Annotated in this window: 19 protein-coding genes; 7 read left to right on the top strand and 12 right to left on the bottom strand. The window is 68.8% G+C overall.

The window, feature by feature from the left end:
* The gene (locus tag ACYUED_RS23450; RefSeq protein ID WP_491284686.1) at positions 1-435 is read right to left on the bottom strand and encodes an Asp23/Gls24 family envelope stress response protein; all 435 of its coding nucleotides are present in this window, start codon (positions 433-435) and stop codon (positions 1-3) included.
* 198 nt (positions 436-633) lie between these two features.
* Between ACYUED_RS23450 and ACYUED_RS23445 the strand changes: the two genes are divergently transcribed.
* Together ACYUED_RS23445 and ACYUED_RS23440 are read left to right on the top strand one after the other, a co-directional pair.
* The gene (locus ACYUED_RS23445; protein WP_491284684.1) at positions 634-1440 is read left to right on the top strand and encodes a hypothetical protein; all 807 of its coding nucleotides are present in this window, start codon (positions 634-636) and stop codon (positions 1438-1440) included.
* Positions 1441-1692: 252 nt separating this feature from the next.
* The gene (locus ACYUED_RS23440) at positions 1693-2730 is read left to right on the top strand and encodes a fatty acid desaturase family protein (protein WP_491284682.1); all 1038 of its coding nucleotides are present in this window, start codon (positions 1693-1695) and stop codon (positions 2728-2730) included.
* Positions 2731-3018: 288 nt separating this feature from the next.
* On the opposite strand, the gene ACYUED_RS23435 is transcribed toward ACYUED_RS23440, so the two are convergent.
* The 9 genes from ACYUED_RS23435 to ACYUED_RS23395 form a co-directional block, all read right to left on the bottom strand.
* Complete coding sequence (locus ACYUED_RS23435) at positions 3019-3141, bottom strand: hypothetical protein (protein WP_491284680.1); 123 nt, start codon at positions 3139-3141, stop codon at positions 3019-3021.
* Positions 3142-3869: 728 nt separating this feature from the next.
* The gene (locus tag ACYUED_RS23430) at positions 3870-4280 is read right to left on the bottom strand and encodes a PIN domain-containing protein (RefSeq protein WP_491284678.1); all 411 of its coding nucleotides are present in this window, start codon (positions 4278-4280) and stop codon (positions 3870-3872) included.
* Positions 4277-4498, bottom strand: a complete 222-nt coding sequence (locus ACYUED_RS23425; RefSeq protein WP_491284676.1) for a type II toxin-antitoxin system VapB family antitoxin — start codon at positions 4496-4498, stop codon at positions 4277-4279. Before ACYUED_RS23425 ends, ACYUED_RS23430 begins: the two co-directional genes overlap by 4 nt.
* A complete protein-coding gene (locus ACYUED_RS23420; RefSeq protein WP_491284674.1) occupies positions 4489-5196 on the bottom strand; it encodes an LLM class flavin-dependent oxidoreductase in 708 nt (235 codons plus the stop codon). The genes ACYUED_RS23425 and ACYUED_RS23420 overlap by 10 nt, the downstream gene beginning before the upstream one ends.
* The gene (locus ACYUED_RS23415; protein WP_491284672.1) at positions 5193-5951 is read right to left on the bottom strand and encodes an NADPH-dependent F420 reductase; all 759 of its coding nucleotides are present in this window, start codon (positions 5949-5951) and stop codon (positions 5193-5195) included. The genes ACYUED_RS23420 and ACYUED_RS23415 overlap by 4 nt, the downstream gene beginning before the upstream one ends.
* 109 nt (positions 5952-6060) lie before the next feature.
* Positions 6061-6657 carry a TetR/AcrR family transcriptional regulator gene (locus ACYUED_RS23410; protein ID WP_491284671.1) on the bottom strand — a complete coding sequence of 199 codons (597 nt, stop codon included), beginning with the start codon at positions 6655-6657 and terminating at the stop codon, positions 6061-6063.
* A 90-nt stretch (positions 6658-6747) separates the two neighbouring features.
* Positions 6748-6915, bottom strand: a complete 168-nt coding sequence (locus ACYUED_RS23405) for a hypothetical protein (protein WP_491284670.1) — start codon at positions 6913-6915, stop codon at positions 6748-6750.
* A gap of 65 nt (positions 6916-6980) precedes the next feature.
* Entirely contained in the window at positions 6981-7859 is an 879-nt protein-coding gene (locus ACYUED_RS23400; RefSeq protein ID WP_491284668.1) for an alpha/beta fold hydrolase, read from the bottom strand.
* A 130-nt stretch (positions 7860-7989) separates the two neighbouring features.
* Positions 7990-8427, bottom strand: coding sequence for a hypothetical protein (locus ACYUED_RS23395; RefSeq protein WP_491284666.1), 438 nt, complete (start codon positions 8425-8427; stop codon positions 7990-7992).
* Between the two features lie 598 nt (positions 8428-9025).
* On the opposite strand from ACYUED_RS23395, the gene ACYUED_RS23390 reads away from it, so the two are divergent.
* From ACYUED_RS23390 to ACYUED_RS23375, 4 genes are all read left to right on the top strand, one after another.
* Complete coding sequence (locus ACYUED_RS23390) at positions 9026-10525, top strand: MFS transporter (protein WP_491284664.1); 1500 nt, start codon at positions 9026-9028, stop codon at positions 10523-10525.
* A gap of 136 nt (positions 10526-10661) precedes the next feature.
* Positions 10662-11231: a TetR/AcrR family transcriptional regulator gene (locus ACYUED_RS23385; protein ID WP_491284662.1), complete on the top strand. Its 570-nt coding sequence runs from the start codon at positions 10662-10664 to the stop codon at positions 11229-11231.
* A 273-nt stretch (positions 11232-11504) separates the two neighbouring features.
* Positions 11505-12635, top strand: a complete 1131-nt coding sequence (locus ACYUED_RS23380) for a 4Fe-4S binding protein (RefSeq protein ID WP_491284659.1) — start codon at positions 11505-11507, stop codon at positions 12633-12635.
* Positions 12636-12915: 280 nt separating this feature from the next.
* Positions 12916-13485, top strand: coding sequence for a TetR/AcrR family transcriptional regulator (locus ACYUED_RS23375; RefSeq protein WP_491284657.1), 570 nt, complete (start codon positions 12916-12918; stop codon positions 13483-13485).
* Positions 13486-13510: 25 nt separating this feature from the next.
* Here the strand turns inward: ACYUED_RS23375 and ACYUED_RS23370 are convergent, their stop codons facing one another.
* Entirely contained in the window at positions 13511-14035 is a 525-nt protein-coding gene (locus tag ACYUED_RS23370) for a TetR/AcrR family transcriptional regulator (RefSeq protein WP_491284656.1), read from the bottom strand.
* A gap of 90 nt (positions 14036-14125) precedes the next feature.
* Between ACYUED_RS23370 and ACYUED_RS23365 the strand changes: the two genes are divergently transcribed.
* Positions 14126-14941 (top strand): oxidoreductase, encoded by an 816-nt coding sequence (locus ACYUED_RS23365; protein WP_491294394.1) that lies wholly within the window; start codon positions 14126-14128, stop codon positions 14939-14941.
* Positions 14942-15016: 75 nt separating this feature from the next.
* Here ACYUED_RS23365 and ACYUED_RS23360 read toward each other — a convergent pair whose 3' ends face one another.
* Positions 15017-15388, bottom strand: coding sequence for a DUF1330 domain-containing protein (locus ACYUED_RS23360; RefSeq protein WP_491284654.1), 372 nt, complete (start codon positions 15386-15388; stop codon positions 15017-15019).
* Positions 15389-15407: the final 19 nt, after the last annotated feature.

The following is a 15407-nucleotide window of genomic DNA, read 5'->3' as shown; positions in this document are numbered from 1 at the left end:
CTACTGGATCCGCTGCCGCTCCTCCCCTTCGTCCTCCTCGTCGTCCGGCAGTTTCACGTCGCTGACCGTGATGTTGACTTCCACGACTTCCCGACCCGCCATCCGCTCCACCGCGGAGATCACGTTCTCCCGCACCGCGGCGGCCACGTCCGTGATCGCGACGCCGTAGTCGACGACGAGCTCCAGATCGATGGCCGCCTGCAGCTCTCCGACCTCGACACTGACCCCGCGCGTGGCGGATTTGCCGCTGCCGGCGCCGGGCATCCGCTCCCGCATGGATCCCATCGAGCGGGCGAATCCGCTGCCCAGGGCATAGACGCCGAGCACGTCCCGTGCCGCCATTCCGGCGATCTTCTCCACCACCACTTCAGCGATGGTCGTCCGGCCGCGAGACCCGGGCGCAGCGCCGAGCTTGACGCCGGTGTTCTCAGTCATCGGGATATTCCTCCCTCGCGAGGCCACAGAGCACCCATTACTGCGATTATAGTCTTTTAGTACCTTTTACCCATCTATAGGGCGTGAGAGGGGGTGGTCCGATAGGGGGCCTGAGGCCCCTGCCCCGAGCTCTCGCGGACACTCGGGCAGAGCGCCGCGTGACAAGAACCGCGGCCGTGGAAGAAGGGTGAGAGGCCAGTGACCGAGGCGTTGACGCAGGCAGTACGACGCCAGCTCGACCTGGGCCGGCTGCTCCCGCTCGGCGGGCCCCACGACGGGACGTGGATCACCGAGCAAGCGGCCGTCCAGGCCCTCGGGCGCGCCGCCGCCGAGATCCCCGGTGTCCGACTGGAGTCCCTGCGCATCGGGTCGGCACCGCTCCAACCCTTGTCCGAGCCGGCCGTCCGTCCGCCAGCCAGCGCGCTACCGCCTGGCCCGCTCACCATCGAGGCCGCCTTCACCGCATCCCTCGTGCGGCCGCTGCCGGAGACCGCCGACGAATTGAGGAGCACACTGCTCGGCGCGGCCACTGAACAGCTCGGGCTGGCCACGGTGACGGCTGACTTGCGCGTAACGGCTCTCCGTGAGGTCCCGGAGGCAGGCATGACGTCTCGGACCGCGGCGACGACCATGAGGCCCACGCCGGAAGCTGCGGCCGCGCGGAGCTCGCCCCCGGTGACCGGAACAGGGTCCATGCGCGGACTCGCCAGGGAGCTGGCGGCCGTCGCAGCGGGTGTGCCGGGCGTCGCCCGCCTCACCGCCGTGCTGGGCAGCCGCCCGGTCAGAGTGGAGGACCATGATGATCCACCCGGCCGACACATCGAGGTTCACCTCGCGGTCGGCCCCGGACACCATCCATTGCAAGTGGCCCGCGCCGTCAGGGAGGCCGTAGCCGAGGCAGCCACCACTCACACCCCGGGCCCGGCCACCGTCGCCGTCCTCATCACGGAAACCGCGGCCTGGCGACGGACCTCGCCGGTCACCGTGACGAGTGCCCCCCAGTGATCAGCCGCCCCTCCTTCACCGGCCGTCCCCAGTTCTTCCCTGAAAGCGCGCGGCCGTCGCTCCGCCAGCCCTGTCCTGCCACGGTGTGAGACCTGCCTGGCAGGGAACCCGCATGCCGAGAGGGACGTCGTCCCTGCTCCTCGTGCGATGCGTATCCGCAACGGCGGAAGCGCATCCCTGCCTGTGGCCCGGTCTCAGCAACTCCGAGGCGGCGCCTGACCATCTGCCTCCTTCGGAGAGAGTTACAGCAACATGACCACAGACACCACGGTCCGCCCCTCGCCCTCGGAGACGTCCGGCAGTGACTTCGCCCGATTGTCGAGAAAGATCGCTGATGCCGGCCTGCTGGGGCGCCGTCCCGGCTATTACGCAGTGCGGATCACAGTGGTGGCCGCGCTCTACGTCGGTGGGTGGGCCGCCGTCGCGCTCATCGGCGACAGCTGGTGGACGCTGACCGTCGCCGGCTTCCTGGCCGTCGTCTTCGGCCAGGTCGCCCTCCTCGCGCATGACGCAGCCCACCGCCAGGTGTTCCGCCGACGCCGGGCCAGCGAAGCATCCGGCCGGATCGCCGGCACCGGCGTCGGGATGAGCTACGGATGGTGGCAGGACAAGCACGCCCGCCATCACGCCAACCCTAACCACGAGGAACTCGACCCCGACCTCGACCCCGACCTGCTGGTCTGGTCCCAGGACCAGGCCCGGGCCGCCAAGGGGCTCCCTCGCCTGATCGGCCGCTGGCAGGCGTTCCTGTTCTTTCCGCTCCTCACACTGGAGGGCTTCAACCTGCACGTGTCGAGCGTGAAGGCGCTGGCCAATCGCTCGCTCAAGCACCGAACGCTCGACGGCGCCCTGCTGTTCGCGCACTTCGCGGTCTACCTGACCGTCCTGCTCTGGCTGCTGCCGCCCGGCATGGCGGTCGCTTTCCTCGTCGTCCACCAGTGCCTGTTCGGCGTCTATCTCGGCTCCCTCTTCGCTCCGAACCACAAGGGCATGCCGATCCTGACGGGCGATGACCGCCCGGACTTCCTCCGCCGCCAGGTGCAACGCAACGTGCGCGGCGGTTGGTTCACGGACATCGCACTGGGCGGGCTGAACCACCAGATCGAGCACCACCTGTTCCCCAGCATGCCCAGCCCCAACCTGCGCAAGGCCCGGACCATCATCCGCCGCTACTGCGAGGAACTGGGCGTGGACTACGTCGAGACCGGGCTGATCACCTCCTACCGGCAGGCCCTCACCAGCCTCCATCGGGCCGGAGCACCGCTCAGGCACCCGCGCGTCCCCGCCTAGAGGGTGCTGCCGTAGCCATCCCTGCCCGTGATGTGGTGACTGACACGGCACGCATCGAGACTCAGCCCTGGACCTGCCCGTGTCCCACCGAGGCGACGGGCGGCCGTGCTGTCCGCGCTCAGCGACCAGCTCCGCGAAGCCAACGGCGCGGCCGACTACATCCGCTGATACCAGGACGTCCACGACCGTCGTACGGAATGCTCTGTCGGCAGTTCGGTGTTCGCCAACAGTGCCGTCGGCTGGGCCGCCGACAAGGCCGGTATCGAGGGCGGGGCGGGACGGTCTCTGTCAGGCCGCCAGGCCGGGAAGGACTTCCGTACCGTCGATGAAGGCGCGGGCCACATCGGGCAGGCGCCGGTTGTGGGCGCGGGCGTAGCCGCGCAGCGCTGTGAACAGGGGTGAGGTCGACATCGATGATGCGGATGCCGCCGCTCAGGCATCGTGCCGGTTTATCCATGTGCTCCTGCAACGGCGTCCTTCCGGCCAACGCTCGCTTCCAGGGCTCGTCCGCGCGTCGGCCACCAAGAGGGGCCCTCCTCGTCTCTAAGCCGACGGCGTGCCCATAGCGTGCCCTTAAGACCGGTAAACCACGGTCAACAGCGGTGCGTTCACGCGCTTCCGGGCGCCACACCAGAGCGCATATGACCAGGTCAGAAGCCATCAGGCCCGCCAAGCGCCGTCGCTTCCCAAGCTGAGAGCGCGAGTTCGATTCTCGTCACCCGCTCTTTTGAAGCCCCAGGTCAGCGGCCTGGGGCTTATGCGTTGGCGAGGACCTCTCCGCAGAAACCGGCCGCCGGGCGCACGAAGATTGGGCACGTGGAGGGCACGAGTTCTCGGCGTTCATGGCGGACTTGCTGATCCTGACACCGAACGGCTCCTCTGACCTGCGGTTTCGTTGCATCAACCACATCGGTCACGCCTGTGAGCCCTCAGCCTGCCCGTCCCCTTGGGGAGACGGATGGCGTGTGCGGAGGCCGCAGCACTGTCGGTTGCCCAACTACTGCCCGAGGGACACGACTTCAACGAGTCCGCCACGGCGGGTGCGGACGCGCCGCGTGGCACTCAGTTGACACTTCGTGATCTCCAGCATGACGACATGGCTCGCCGTCTTCGCCGGACGCGGGCGCAGCGGAAACCCCTCAGGCGATGTCGTGGATGTTGTGCTCGGTCAGGTCGGATGCGTGCCGGGCGATGGCGCGGTAGTCGCCATCGTCGTGCAGGACAGCCAGTCCGTGATGGGCTGCGGTCGCGGCGATGAGGAGGTCCACCGCCGAAGCGCTGCGATGCTCCCCGCCCTGGGCCATACGGCGTTGCACTGCGCCGATCCAGCGTCCCGCGTTCTTGGGTACCGACACATCGGGGTACAGGTCGGTGAACATCTCCGCGATCTCGTCGTACTCGCGTCCGTTCCGGGCGCTGTGGAGGAACTCGGCGCGCTGCACGTAGCAGGATGCGATGGCCCCGGCGTCGATCGCGTCGTACCAGGCCGACTGCAGTTTCGGGTCGCGGAGCAGCCGGACCAGGCCGGAGGTGTCGAGCAGGTGGATCACCGGCTGTGCTTCTCCGCCCGGTGCAAACGCTCGGCGTCTTCAACAGCCCCCCACTCACGCGCACGCTCGAAGTGTCGACCGATACGCGCGGCACGCTCCTGCTGCTCGGCATAGAAGTGCAGGGCGAGGTTGACTGCCTCCTTCTTGGTCCTGACCTTGGACAAAGCCATGGCACGTTCCAGAGCGTCGTCGTCGATGTCGATCTGGGTCACAGACACGCGGCGCCTCCTGCACGATGTTGGTGATGTACAAAGAAGAATACGTCACCAACATCCGCGAGGCCACGGTCTGCGTCAACGGCGTGCCCACAGGAGCGGACAGTCAAGGTCGACAGCCGCGCGGCCCGACCTTCGCAATCGTCGCAGAGGAGAACGTCACCCTTCAGGGGCTGCGCCCGTGGAGGGTTGAGGTCTGGGCTGTGGAGCACACACGGTCCACGGCAGTTGAGCCCCACCGCGGAGATCATGGCGCGGCCCGTCCTCCCGGCGAGTAGATCGTCCGTTCCCGCAGGCACACCTGGCGCTGTTGGGCCTAACGGTTGTCGAGGACAGCCGAGGTCGATCCGGCCCGGTGTGAGGGCTTCGAGTCGGAGGAAGGTCTCGGCGACCTTGTAAGGGAGGTAGTGGTTGAGCGGCACCGCGCCGGAGGCCACCCGGATACGTGAGGCGGTGCGGGCCGCCAGGGCGATGAGGATCTCCGGCGCCGAGGAGGCGGCGCTGGCGGCGTCGTGATGCTCGGCGTACAAACGAGGCGGGGTGGCAGACGGCGCACACCCGTGCGCGCACGAGAGGGCCGCTGCACGTGAGCGGAGAGCAGGCGTGCCGTGGAACCCGGCCGCGGCGCTCCGTACGAGAGGACCTGTCGGGGGACTTCTCGTACGGGGTGTGCGCCGCGGGCCGACGACGACGGTGGTCACCTGTGGGCGGCGCGGTTCATCTCGACGACGTCCTCCAGCGTGGGATCGGCACCGAGAGCGGCGAAGCGCTCCCCCATGCTCTCCCGGACCGCCGCGTCCTTGACGCGATCGGCCGCGGCCAGGGCCGCCGGCAGCTCGTCCAGGGTCAGCTCGGTGCAGTAGGCGGGCCCCATCGGCTGCTGACGCCAGGAGTCGGCCAGTGCTCCCGCGTCATAGGGGTCGAATCCGGTGTCGTCCACCAGACGCATGGCCACACGCTTCGCCTCCTCGGAGTCGCCGGCGACCGGAAGAGCGATGCGGCCCGGAGTGCCCGCCGGGACACCCTTCGTTCGCTGGGTTCCGGCCAGGGCGGCGTTCCACGCCTTGACCACGGGGCGCCCGAGGAGTTCGGAGGTGTACACGCTCTCTATGGCGCCGCCCTCCACTGCCTCGATCCGGCCGCTGAGGTGCGGGTAGTAGTTGGAGGTGTCGATGACCACCGTCTCTGCGGGGACGGAGGCGAACAGATCGGCCAGCTGTCCCGCCACTCCGAAGGGGATGGCCAGGACGACGGCGTCCCTGTCCTTGACGGCGTTGTCAAGGGCCACGGCGCGAGCGCCGGTCTCCAGCACGTCGGGCGCGACGGCCTCGGGCCCGCGAGCGTCGGCCACCTGGACGTCGTGACCGGCTTCGCCGAGCTTGCGGGCGAGGTTGCCGCCGATCGCTCCGGCACCGATAACAGAAATTCTCATGATTTGTACTTCCAATAGGCGCACCACCCCCAGGGCGGCACGATGTGATCACTGTGGGACTGTGGAATGAAGGCGCGGGAAACCGCCCGGAGTCCAGAGATCCTGGTCGCTCCGGTGATCGCCCGGCAGAGGCTTACGCCTCGGCGTTCTGCTCGCGATAGCCGACGGCGATGAGCGCGCGAACGCGGTCCAGCGACTCCTCCTCCGCGGCACCGGCACCCTTGAGCCAGGCGACGGAGATGGCCGCGAGGAACAGGTCGTACCCCTTCACCGACTTGCGCACGTGCCCCGTCCGCCGAGCGGCCTGCACGTACTCCTCGGTGGCGGTGATGACGGTGTCACAGGGGAGCGTGAGCGGATTGTCCGGATCCTGAGCCCTGGCCGCGGCCATGAGCGGCTCCGGCAGCCCGCTGAACGCGCTGAAGTACTCCTCCAGCGCGCGCAGCCACTGCTCCAGCGCCTTGTCGGCGTCGCCGAGGCGCGCGATCTCTTCCTGACGCGCCACCAGTTCTTCGGAGCGCGTCTGCAACACGGCCGCCAGCAGCGCTTCCCGGGTGGGGAAGTGCCGGTACAAGGTGCCGGGCCCGACACCCGCCTCCTTGGCCACCGCCTCCAGGGACGTACCGACCCCGTGCTTCAGGAAGTGACGCTGCGCCGCTTCGAGGAGGGCGGCACGGTTGCGCCGGACATCCGCACGGGGCTTGCTCCCCTGCTGTCCGCTGGCGCCCATACGCCCTCCCGACTCACGCGATCCTGCGATCCCCATAAAACGGAGGCTACCTCCGCACTGGTTCCACAGTAAAACGGAGGCAGCATCCGGTCAAGCCGGAGGCGCCACGGGCAGGACGATCCGGGATGGCCGGGCGGGGTCGTGGAAGACCTGCTGTCGGGCCACTCGGGCAATGGTCGCGTTCTCCTCGGGTTCGCCCGTGTTGAGGTTGCGGTCCCAGCGGGGGCCATCGGCGCGCAGCACGGAGCCGTCACGCATCTCCGCCGGAACATCGAACTCGATCTGGGGTCCGGCCTGCGACGCTCCTCGGGCCGCGGTGGTGGTCAGGCCGTTGCGTTCAGCAGGTCGGCCAGCACGTCGGGCCGTTCCAGGGCGATGAAGTGGCCGGCCTTCGGCACCTGTGTGAACTCGGCGGCCGGCAGCAGCCGCTTGTTGGCCTCCCGGTCCGAGGGGCGGGACCAGTCCTTCTCGCCGTAGACGAGGTGGACGGGCGCCTTGATCTCGGGGTAGCGGGGGCGGGCGGCGATGAGGCTGGGCAGGGCCTGGTACACACCCCGGGCGACGGCCGGATAGCCGGGGCGGCTGCCCACCTGGAGGAGTTCGTCCACGTAGTCCTCGCGCAGCGCGCTCTTGTCGCCGAGGCCGCCCTGCAGGATCCGCCGGAGGGCGGCCCTGGGCTCCACCCCGGCGATCACCGGACCCACTCCGGGCGCGAGGACTCCGCTGACCACCACGCGGGCGAGCAGGCCGGAGCGGGCGATGCCGCCGGGGAAGTCGTAGGCGTTGACCGCGACGACGCGCCGTACCCGCTCCGGGAGATCGGCCGCGGTGGTCAGGGCGAGCACCGCACCCATGGACTCCCCCACCAACGTCACGTCGTGCAGGTCGAGTTCGGTGAGGAGCCGCTCGACGCCCGCGCGCATCGCCGGCTCCTCGTACGACGCACCGGGCACGATCTCGGAGTGGCCCATCCCCGGCAGGTCGAGGGCGTACACGGTGTACCGGTCCGCGATCAGCGGGATGAGGTGGCGGAAGTGTTCGGCCTGCGTGCGCACCGTGTGCAGCAGGACCACGGGAGCGCCGGTCCCCGCCTTGAGATAGCGCAGCGTTCCCTCGCGGCCGCCGGATCCCGCGCGGGGGGCGATGGTGTGGCTGGTGGTCCCCGGAATGTGAATGGTGGGACGTGACTCTTGGCTGGGCATCTCGCCGACTCCTTGTGTGTGAGGGGGTTACCAAAACGGTCATGACTCTCACCGGAGAATGAGAAACCGATCGGTTTCCACCAAGGTAAACCGATCGGTTTCCAGGCGCAAGCCCGGCGGGCTCCCGGCTTCACCGGGGCGTTCCATACCCGTGGATCCCCGGGATGACGAGCTCTCCACCTATCTGTCCGGCCTGGTCGATGTCGGCGCCGTCCAGGCCGAGTTGGAGCTTGAGGCCGAGTTTCCCGACGCTGTCGTAGAGCCACTCCGGGACGGTGTCGGGCGTAAGGCGGAGGGCTGGAGGCAGGGGAATGCCCTCGACGCCGGAGAGGGTGCCCGTCAGGCTCTCGACGTACATGGTGATGTGGTCGCCTCGCAGCGTGGACGTCGAGCCGGGCGCTCCGTCGATGTGCTGGATCTGCGGGCCGACGGGTACGGCCATCTTCAGGTCGCGGATCGTGACGGCCGCCGCGGAGAACTTGAGCACCCGCTTGGGCCCGGCGGCCGTGTCCACGGTCACCACGCCGCCGAAGACGAGGTCGCGCAGTTCCAGGCGGCTTCCCTTCATGCTCCAGGACTCGGCGGCGAACCGGCCGGCGCTCGGGTCTTCGGGAGCCTTGAGATCACTGATGTCACAGGCGCGGGAGGCCCCTGTGATGGGCGCCGGCCGGGACGACGGCTCGGTGGCCCGATGGCCGGGGGTGGGGGACGCGTGGGGTTCGGCCGGATGCCGAGCCGGTCGTAGAAGCGGGCATGGAGGGCCCGGAGCCCGCCAGGCCGCTCTTCCCGGCAGTCTCATGACGGCCACTCCCAGCAGGATGCGCACCGCCCGCAGGTCCAAGCCGAGCGCGTCCAGGGGGTGTCGCCGTAGACCGCCGACCCACCGGCCAAGTACGCCCGAGCTTCCCGCGATTTTGGCGGTACGGCACAAGGTGTCGACGCCGACATGGACGCCCTGTCGGCAGCTCAGCCGTGCCGCGACGCCGAGCAACCAGCCACTTGTCGAGGCAGCACCGTCGGCCTATGCGGACTTCGACCCTGTCGGGTCACCCCCGGGCCAGAAGGCACCCGCCCACTTGCACCTGGGAAACCGATCTGTTTCCCTAGGTAGAAACAGATCGGTTTCCGACTGGCGTCCAGCCTGCGACCAGCAGCAAAGGGAAGACATGACTACGACCTTCGACCGCGGAGCACCCACCTCCGGGAAAACCGACTCGGGCCGCCGCGGCTCACATGCCATGCGCTGGTGGGTGCTTGTCGTGCTGGGCGTGGCGCAGCTCATGGTCACGCTCGATGCGACGGTGGTGAACATCGCACTGCCCGAAGCACAACACGACCTCGGTTTCAGCGACGGCAGCCGGCAGTGGGTCATCACGGGTTACGCCCTGGCGTTCGGCAGTCTGCTGCTGCTCGGAGGCCGGCTCGGTGACCTGTTCGGGCGGCGTACGACTTTCGTGACCGGCCTGTTCGGTTTCGCGGCGGCGTCCGTCGTCGGCGGCGCGGCCGGCAGCTTCGAGATCCTCGTCGCGGCACGCGTGGCCCAGGGCCTGTTCGCCGCACTGCTCGCGCCCGCCGCGCTCTCACTGCTGAGTGTGACCTTCACCGACCCGGCCGAACGGCCGAAAGCCTTCGGCATCTTCAGTGCGCTGTCCGGAGCGGGCGCCGCGGTCGGACTCCTGCTCGGCGGCATGCTCACCGAATGGGCGTCATGGCGCTGGGTGATGTACGTGAACGTCGTCTTCGCGAGCGTCGCACTGGTCGGTGCGTTGCTGCTGCTGGCCAAGCCCGCACACGCCGAGCGACCCAAGATCGACATTCCTGGCACCGTCGTGGTGAGTGCCGCGCTGTTCGGCATCGTCTACGGGTTCGCACACGTGGAATCCACCAGCTGGACCGACCCGGTCGCCCTCGGCTCCATGATCAGCGGCGTGGTGCTGCTCGCGGTATTCGCCTGGCTGGAGCTCAGGGTCGCGCATCCGCTGCTGCCGCTGCGAGTCGTACTGGACCGGACCCGGGGTGGCTCGTTCCTGGCCGTGTTCGTCCTGGGCATGGGGATGTTCTCGATCTTCCTGTTCCTGACCTATTACCTGGAGGCCAGCATCGGCTACTCGCCGATCGAGGCCGGTCTGTCCTTCCTGCCGATGGTCGGCGGCATCGTCGCCGCCTCGACCACGGTGCCCTCGCTGCTGCTGCCCCGGGTCGGCCCGAAGATCGTGGTAGTCGCCGGCTTCCTGGTCTCCGCATCCGGCATGGCCCTGCTGACCCGGCTCACGCTGGACAGCGCCTACGTCGCCAACATCATGCCGGGCATGATCCTGCTGGGCCTCGGCATCGGTGCGGTGATGACCACCGCGTTCCAGGGTGCGACCTCCGGCGTCCACCACGAGGACGCGGGTGTCGCGTCGGCCCTGATCAACACCAGCCAGCAGGTGGGCGGTTCGATCAGTACGGCGCTGCTGACCACCGTCGCCTCATCGGCCGCGACCGACTACCTGTCCTCGCACAAGCCGGGCGCGCTGACCGTGGCCCAGGCCGGCGTCGAGAGCTACACGGCCACCCTGGCGTGGGGCGCCGGGATCTTCGTGGTCGGTGCGGTGCTCATGGCGTTCCTGATGCCGAACTCGGCTCTGGCGCCGTCGGAGGGCGAGCCTGTGCTCGCCCACTGAGCCGGGGACCGCGATGGGGGTGCCGACGTCCGGACGCACCCCCATCAAGGCGCCGCCGGGCTTCTGCCGCTTCCTCGCGGCCTCCACTGTAAACCGATCGGTTTCCAATGGGTCGGAATCGAGTTAACCTCGCCATATGACCACCGAAGCAATGCCAAGCTCCCGAGAGCGCCTGCTGGAGGCAGCGGCCACGCTCACCTACCAAGACGGTGTCAACATCGGCGTGGACGCGCTGTGCAAGGCGGCCGGGGTGTCCAAGCGCTCCATGTACAAGCTGTTCGAGAGCAAGGGCGAACTGCTGGCGGCGAGCCTGGAGGAACGCGCTTCCGCCTATGTGACGGCACTCCTTCCCACGGTGGACGACGAGCGTCCACCCCGCGAGCGGATCCTGCACGTCTTCGAGCAGGCGGAGGCGCAGGCGGGTGCACCCGACTTCCAGGGCTGCCGGTACCTCGTCGTGCAGATCGAGCTCAAGGACCCGAGCCACCCCGCGAGCCAGGTGGCCCATCGGGTCAAGGAGAACCTGACGGCCTTCTTCCGCACCGAGGCCGAACAGGGCGGGGCGAGCGACCCGGACCTGCTGGCCCGGCAGCTGATCCTGGTCTTCGACGGCGCCAGCGCCCGTGCGGGGATCAAAGCCGACACGCAGGCCGGGCTCGTCGCCCCGACCGTGGCCGCCCTGCTCGATGCGGCGCACCTGCGCTGACGCATCGCGTTTCGGGAGCAGCCGTGGCGGCCGATGCACCCGGTGAGTCGCGGCCGACCTCCGGCGCCACGAGAAACTCCGCCGTCGTCACGGACCGCCGTGAGGGTCGAGACCTCATCGCCGCAAGCCCCCAGCCGCAGGCGTACAGCCTCACAGACAGCCAGCAGCTCGCTGCTGGGGCTTGCACACGGAAACCGATCGGTTTACGGTGGTGAAACTGATCGGTTTCTCGCCGTGCGGGCGAGTCTCGCACCCGAATCCCCAGGAGTACGGATGACTGCCGCGCGCGACGCCGACGAGCGGACGACGGCCCCGGCCCCCAGGCTTCCGGCGAAGCTGGCCGCCCACCCGTCGGTACGGGCCGTACTCGCCCGGCGCGCGGCGGGCGACGTCGCGAGCCCACCGCCCGTGATCGACGCGGCCTGGCTGCGCGAGCTGTGTCTGGCCGCCGGGGCGGACGACGCGGCCGCGGTCAGCCTGGATCACCCCGACCTGGCCGGCGAGCGCGCGTACGCACAGGCGGCACTGCCCGGCACCCGCACCCTGATCGCGATGGCGGTGCGGATGAACCGCGACAACTGCCGCTCCCCCGCCCGCAGCGTGGCCAACCAGGAGTTCCACCAGACCGACGAACAGGCCAACCACGCCGCCCGCAGCGTCACCCAGGCACTCCAGGACGTCGGCTATCGCGCGCTCAACCCGTCGGTCGGCTTCCCGCAGGAGATGGACCGCTTCCCGCGTGAGCGGATCTGGGTGGTCGCGCACAAGACGGTCGCCGTAGCCGCCGGCCTCGGCGTCATGGGCCTGCACCGCAACGTCATCCACCCGAAGTTCGGCAGCTTCATCCTGCTCGTGACCGTCCTGGTGGACGCAGAGGTGAGCGAGTACGGGCAGGCGCTGGACTACAACCCGTGCATCGACTGCAAGTTGTGCGTCGCGGCCTGCCCGGTGGGCGCCATCGCCAAGGACGGCTCCTTCGACGGGCTGGCCTGCACCACGCACAACTACCGCGAGTTCATGAGCGGGTTCACCGACTGGGCGCAGACCGTGGCCGACAGCGAGGACGCCGCCGACTACCGCTCCCGGGTCAGCGATTCCGAGAGCGCCTCCATGTGGCAGAGCCTGAGCTCTCCACCCGGCTACAAGTCCGGCTACTGCCTCGCCGTCTGCCCCGCCGGCGAGGACGTCCTGGGCCCGTACCTGGACGACCGCAAGAGCTTCATGGACACGGTGCTGCGACCGCTTCAGGACAAGAAGGAGACCCTGTACGTCCTGCCGGGCTCCCCCGCGCAGGAGTACGCCCGACGCCGCTTCCCCCACAAGCCCGTGAAGGAAGTCACCGGCGGCTGGCATCCCCCGGCGAGGTGTTCCGCGTCAGCCGACCGAGAGACACGTACGTCATGAGCGACAGTCACCCCTTATTACGGCCGCAAGGGATTGCACCGTATCCCGGCGGAGACGAAGCCGGAGAAGACCGCCGCACCGGCATGACGGCCGATCACCCAAGACGGGCCATTACTCGGAGTGGCCCCGGTGTGCGTCGCCCTGGCGGGGACGGCAGGCGCGCACACCATCGTGGCTCGGCGACGGCCCTTTCCCCCAGGCCGTCGCCGAGCCTCTTCCGAGGACCCCCTTCGGAAACCGATCGGTTTTCATTTCGTCCGCTCCGGGTTAACCTCACGGTATGACCACCGAAGTGAAACTGAGCCCCAGGGAGCGCCTACTGGAGGCGGCGGCCACGCTCACCTACCGAGACGGCGTCAGCATCGGCGTCGAGGCGCTCTGCAAGGCGGCAGGGGTGTCGAAGCGCTCCATGTACCAGCTGTTCGAGAGCAAGGACGAACTCCTGGCGGCAAGCCTGAAGGAGCGCGCCGGCGTCTACGTGGCGACCCTCCTGCCCGCGGCGGACGACGGCCGGTCACCCCGCGAGCGGATCCTGCACGTTTTCCATCAGGTGGAATCGCAGGGAGGGGCGCCGGAGTTCCGGGGCTGCCGATATCTGGCCGTGCAGGTCGAGCTCAAGGACCAGGGCCACCCGGCGAGCCGCGTGGCCCACCAGGTCAAGGCGAATCTGACGGCCTTCTTCCGCGCCGAGGCCGAGCAGGGCGGGGCGGGCGATCCCGATCTGCTGGCCCGGCAGCTCAGCCTGGTCTTCGACGGCGCGAGCGCCCGCGCGGGGATTCAGGCCGACAACCTGACCGGGCTCGTCGCACCCACGGTCTCCACGCTGCTCGACGCGGCGGACGTACGCTGACGCACCACTGTCCAGGACCCTCCACTCACCACCCGGCAGCCGAGGGGAGCCCGATGGCCGCAAGCATGTTGCCGAGCATGCCGCAGGCGAAGAATCTTGCGGTCTCGTCGGCATCGGCGCCAAGCGACTGGTGCACGGTGTCCCAGATCTTCATCCAGCCGGCCCGGACGACCTGACCGATCAGGTCATCGCCGCGGGCCTCGGCGGCCGCCACTGCGGAGTATCCCTGCATCTGCACCAGGAGCGTTTCGGGGCGCGTCGAGATCAGCCGCACATAAGCGTCTGCCATCGCCTGCCGAGCTCGCTCACCGCCCTCCACACCGTCGACCGCCCTCTCGAAAGCCAGGCGAGTGTCTTCCGCGCTCCGCACCAGAGCGGCGACGAAGATCGCCTTCTTGTCCGGGAAAAGCCGGAAGAGATAGGGCTGCGTGACGCCGACCCGCTCGGCGATCGCCGCGGTGGTGGTGCCGCGGTAGCCGGCGCGCGCGAACTCGGCGATCGCCGCACGAATGAAGTCCTCACGCCGCTCCTGCGCACTGATCCCGCCCATGCCCCATCTCCTGCTTGACCTTGCACACGGAAACCGATCGGTTTACTGTAGCGGAAAACGATCGGTTTCGAGCGAGTGCGGGAGTCCATGATGACGACAGGTCGGCCGGTGGCACTCGTGACGGGCGCATCCTCCGGCATCGGGAAGGAAACCGCGCTCGCCCTCGTCGCGGCCGGATTCAACGTGGTCGGCACTAGCCGTGACACCTCACGCGTCACCCCGCTCGGCGGCGTGACGTTCCTCGGCCTCGACGTCGCCAGTGACGCCTCGGTCACCGCCTTGGTCCGGGAGGTGACCGAGCGGTTCGGGCGGATCGACGTCCTGGTCAACAACGCGGGCGTCGGCTCGCTGGGGGCGGCGGAGGAAACCTCCGTCGAGCAAGCTCAGTCCGTCTTCGACATCAACGTCTTCGGGGTCATGCGCATGGTGAACGAGGTTCTGCCGCACATGCGCGCCCAGCGACGCGGGCGCATCATCAACATCTCGTCCGTCCTCGGGTTTCTGCCCCAGCCCTACATGGCCGCCTACGCCGCCTCCAAGCACGCGATCGAGGGCTACACCGAGTCCCTGGACCACGAGGTCCGTGACCACGGTGTCCGGGCGCTCATCGTCGAACCCGCCTACACCAGGACCGGATTCGAGGCCAACAGCGCGAAGCCCGACACCCCCCTGCACGCCTACGCGAAGCAGCGGCAGACCGTCGACCGCGTGATGGCGGAGGCGGTCAGGGACGGCGACGCCCCCGCTGTCGTCGCCAAGGCGATCGTGGCGGCCGCGACCGACCCGAAGCCGAGGCCGCGCTACACGGCCGGCCCCCTGGCCGGACGCGCACGCGTACTGCGCCGCCTCGCTCCCGCCGCGGTCTTCGACAAGCAGATCCGCAAGATGAACCAGTTGGCCGGCTGACGCACAGGCACTGCCCGCTCCGGAACGCGAAAGGGCCCACCGACTCCGCCGGTGGGCCCTCACAAAGGATCGAGGCTAAGGCTTGAGCACCGCCAGGACGTCGTCGAGCGAGACGTCTGTGGGGTCACTCATGTCGGAGCCATCGAACGTCTGCCAGATGTACGACGCCGTCCCGCTCTCCCGCAGCGGATGCAAGTCGGCCAGTTCCGGATCGTCCCGGAAGCGGTTGAACGCCTCTTCGGACTCCCATTCGACAAGGAACAGCACCTGCCGTGGCGTGAGGTCACCGGCCACGTTGTCCCGGAAGCGGCCGAACGCCACCATTCGGCCACCGTACTGCGGAGCCGCTTCGGGCAAGCGGCTGAAATAGGCAAGGTATTTCTCCAGGTCAACCACGTCGAACATGTTCAGGGCGTAGAACTTCTTCGTCTCTGAATTCGCACTCATCGCCAATGCCCTTTCGGGT

Source organism: Streptomyces sp. DF42, from assembly GCF_058267695.1.
Note: the sequence above shows the minus strand (reverse complement) of the source record. Positions and strands in the feature narration are given on the sequence as shown.

Excerpts from the sequence above, each read along its gene's own strand:
- ACYUED_RS23410 (WP_491284671.1), bottom strand. The coding sequence starts at position 6,657 with ATGGGCGCCAGCGGACAGCAGGGGAGCAAGCCCCGTGCGGATGTCCGG.
- ACYUED_RS23385 (WP_491284662.1), top strand. The coding sequence starts at position 10,662 with ATGACCACCGAAGCAATGCCAAGCTCCCGAGAGCGCCTGCTGGAGGCA.
- ACYUED_RS23375 (WP_491284657.1), top strand. The coding sequence starts at position 12,916 with ATGACCACCGAAGTGAAACTGAGCCCCAGGGAGCGCCTACTGGAGGCG.
- ACYUED_RS23390 (WP_491284664.1), top strand. The coding sequence starts at position 9,026 with ATGACTACGACCTTCGACCGCGGAGCACCCACCTCCGGGAAAACCGAC.
- ACYUED_RS23435 (WP_491284680.1), bottom strand. The coding sequence starts at position 3,141 with ATGTCGACCTCACCCCTGTTCACAGCGCTGCGCGGCTACGCCCGCGCC.
- ACYUED_RS23395 (WP_491284666.1), bottom strand. The coding sequence starts at position 8,427 with ATGAAGGGAAGCCGCCTGGAACTGCGCGACCTCGTCTTCGGCGGCGTG.
- ACYUED_RS23365 (WP_491294394.1), top strand. The coding sequence starts at position 14,126 with ATGACGACAGGTCGGCCGGTGGCACTCGTGACGGGCGCATCCTCCGGC.
- ACYUED_RS23360 (WP_491284654.1), bottom strand. The coding sequence starts at position 15,388 with ATGAGTGCGAATTCAGAGACGAAGAAGTTCTACGCCCTGAACATGTTC.
- ACYUED_RS23370 (WP_491284656.1), bottom strand. The coding sequence starts at position 14,035 with ATGGGCGGGATCAGTGCGCAGGAGCGGCGTGAGGACTTCATTCGTGCG.
- ACYUED_RS23400 (WP_491284668.1), bottom strand. The coding sequence starts at position 7,859 with ATGCCCAGCCAAGAGTCACGTCCCACCATTCACATTCCGGGGACCACC.
- ACYUED_RS23405 (WP_491284670.1), bottom strand. The coding sequence starts at position 6,915 with ATGCGTGACGGCTCCGTGCTGCGCGCCGATGGCCCCCGCTGGGACCGC.
- ACYUED_RS23450 (WP_491284686.1), bottom strand. The coding sequence starts at position 435 with ATGACTGAGAACACCGGCGTCAAGCTCGGCGCTGCGCCCGGGTCTCGC.
- ACYUED_RS23380 (WP_491284659.1), top strand. The coding sequence starts at position 11,505 with ATGACTGCCGCGCGCGACGCCGACGAGCGGACGACGGCCCCGGCCCCC.
- ACYUED_RS23440 (WP_491284682.1), top strand. The coding sequence starts at position 1,693 with ATGACCACAGACACCACGGTCCGCCCCTCGCCCTCGGAGACGTCCGGC.